Below are 2545 nucleotides of genomic sequence, written 5' to 3' on the forward strand. Positions count from 1 at the left end.
CGTTTAGGGTTGGTCGATGCCTGCCAACGCCCGCAGGAATGTGAGTGCGCCACCGAGCTTCGCTGGCAGGCGTCGAACGAGCCTCGATGGAGGAAACCGCGGAGTACTCCGATACGGTCGGAGTCCTGGGCTATGGCGATTGATAGGCCGGGATGGCCAGCAATGTTGATGGATGCGTGGTGCGGTGGGATGCTGGATGCGCGTTGACGCAGTGATGAAGCGGTGCGGTGGCGCAATCGTGGCGGTAAAGCGGACGTGCGAGGGACCGCCTGAAGCGACAGGCGCAAACGTCCACTCGTGGGCCGCGTTGCCGCAAAGCCGACGGTCGGGTTGGACGTGCAGGAAGCGTTGCGCTCAAGTCTCGCCTCGTCGTATGGGTGGTGCGCGAATGGGCGCAGTGCGTTCCAGTATTTCAATGACGATCATCGGCGCACCGCAGTGCCGGCAGACGAAGACCGGAACGGCAGCAACCTCCTGATCGTCGGGCTGGGTGGCGACCTCGGGTACGACGTGCAGCAACTCACGCACCTTGGCGAGGCTGGCGCGGCGCACCGGGTTGGCGAGCAGGCCGTAGTGACGGATGCGATGGAAGCCGCCGGGCAGCACATGCAGCAGAAAGCGACGCATGAACTCGCCGGCTTCGAGCGTCATGGTCTTGTAGCGGGGGCGTCCTGTTGCACGGTAGTCCTTCCAGCGGAAGGTGACGCCGCGCTCATCGAATGCGACCAGGCGCTGGTTGGAGATCGCCACGCGGTGCGTATAGCGTGAGAGGTACTCGAGCACCGCTTGCGGTCCGGCGAAGGGACGCTTCGCATAGACCACCCACTCGCAGGTGCGCAGCGGCGCAAGCCACCGCGCAAAGGCAGCCGCAGTGGCAAGCCCGGCGTACTCGCCGAAGAACTGCAGCTGGCCGCGTCGGTGTGCGTCTGCGAGTGCTTCGAGGAAGCGGCGCCGGAACAGGCGCGAGAGCACGCGCACTGGCAGGAAGAAGCCGGGGCGGCAGGCAATCCACCGCTCACCATCGGGCGACAGGCCGCCGCCGGGAACGATACCGTGCACGTGCGGATGATGCGTGAGTGCTGAGCCCCAGGTGTGCAGCACCAGCGTGGCGCCGATCTGTGCGCCCAGGTGTCTGGGATCGGCGGCGATCGTACGGAGGGTTTCGGCGGCGATGTCGAACAGGAGCCCGTAGATTACCGCCTTGTTGTACCAGGCGATCGCACTGATGGGCGCAGGCAGCGTGAACACCACGTGGTAATACTCCACGGGCAGCAGATCGGTCTGGCGCGCATCGAGCCAGCGACGCGCGGCACTGGCCTGGCACTTCGGGCAGTGGCGGTTGCGGCAGGAGTTGTAGGCGAGTTCGACCTGTGCACAGCCGGAACAGCGCAACACGTGTCCACCCAGCGCCGCGGTGCGGCACTGTTCGATGGCTGACATGACCTTCAGCTGCCCCAGGCTCAGGTGTGTGGTTGCCCGCCACGCTGGCCCGTGGCTGCGGAAGATATCCGCAACCTCCAGCATGAGGCGCTACAGCGGCGCAGCTTACCCGGCGGGCAGGCGGTCCAGCGGACTGGTGACCTCGTGCAGCAGGTCGGTGGCCACCTGGACGTAGAGCGCGGTGTTCTCGAGCTTCGCATGGCCGAGCAGCACCTGGATCACGCGGATGTCCACCTTCTGTTCAAGCAGGTGTGTCGCAAAGCTATGCCGCAGCGTGTGCATGGACACGCGCTTGTCGATGTTCGCAGCCTCGGCGGCGGCATGAATGGCGCGGTTCAACTGTCGCGTGCTTAACTGATCGAGCGGATCGAGCCCGGGAAACAGCCACCCACCATCGGGCATCCTGCCCTGCGCACGGGCCACGCGCCACCACACACGCAGACGCTCGAGCAGCACTGGCGAGAGCATGGCGTAGCGGTCCCGACGGCCCTTGCCCTGCTCAATGCGCAGCGTCATGCGTTCGCTGTCGACGTCGGTGACCTTCAGCGCGACCACTTCGCTGGCGCGTAGCCCCGCGCCATACGCGACCGACAGGGCGGTCTGGTGCTTCAGGTTGCCGGCCGCCTCGATGAGTCGCCGCACTTCATCGGGACTGAGCACGACGGGCAATATGCGGGGCACGCGCACCGGGTGCATCCTGACCATCAGCTCGGGCCGGTCGAGCGTGACGGTGAAGAAGAACTTCAGGCCGGTGATCGCGTGGTTCAGCGACACGGCCGAGGTGCCGTGGTCGACCAGATAGAGCTGGTAACGGCGCAGGTCCTCGACGGTGGCCGTGTCAGGTGAGCGCCCGAGAAACCGGGCGAACTCGCGCACGATGTGCAGATAGATGGCCTGCGTCTTGGGGGCAAGCTGGCGCATGCGCATGTCGTCGGTCATGCGCTGGCGCAGTGGGCTGGCGTTTGCCGGTAAGGAGGTCATGATTCGGCTCCTGCTGGAGAACGAGGCGGATTGCCTCATTCGCCAACATACGGAACCGCGCAGCCGCCCCCTCATAAACCACCGGGCTTAGCCGGAGCCCCCTACCGCGCGAGCGGTTTCGTTC

Annotated in this window: 2 protein-coding genes; both read right to left on the minus strand. The window is 65.8% G+C overall.

From position 1 onward, the window contains the following. Positions 1-354: 354 nt before the first annotated feature. The gene (locus HV744_RS36370; RefSeq protein ID WP_175154057.1) at positions 355-1524 is read right to left on the minus strand and encodes an IS91 family transposase; all 1170 of its coding nucleotides are present in this window, start codon (positions 1522-1524) and stop codon (positions 355-357) included. 21 nt (positions 1525-1545) lie between these two features. Continuing rightward, complete coding sequence (locus HV744_RS36375; RefSeq protein WP_175154058.1) at positions 1546-2421, minus strand: tyrosine-type recombinase/integrase; 876 nt, start codon at positions 2419-2421, stop codon at positions 1546-1548. Positions 2422-2545: the final 124 nt, after the last annotated feature.

The organism is Paraburkholderia ultramafica, from assembly GCF_902859915.1.
Classification (GTDB): domain Bacteria; phylum Pseudomonadota; class Gammaproteobacteria; order Burkholderiales; family Burkholderiaceae; genus Paraburkholderia; species Paraburkholderia ultramafica.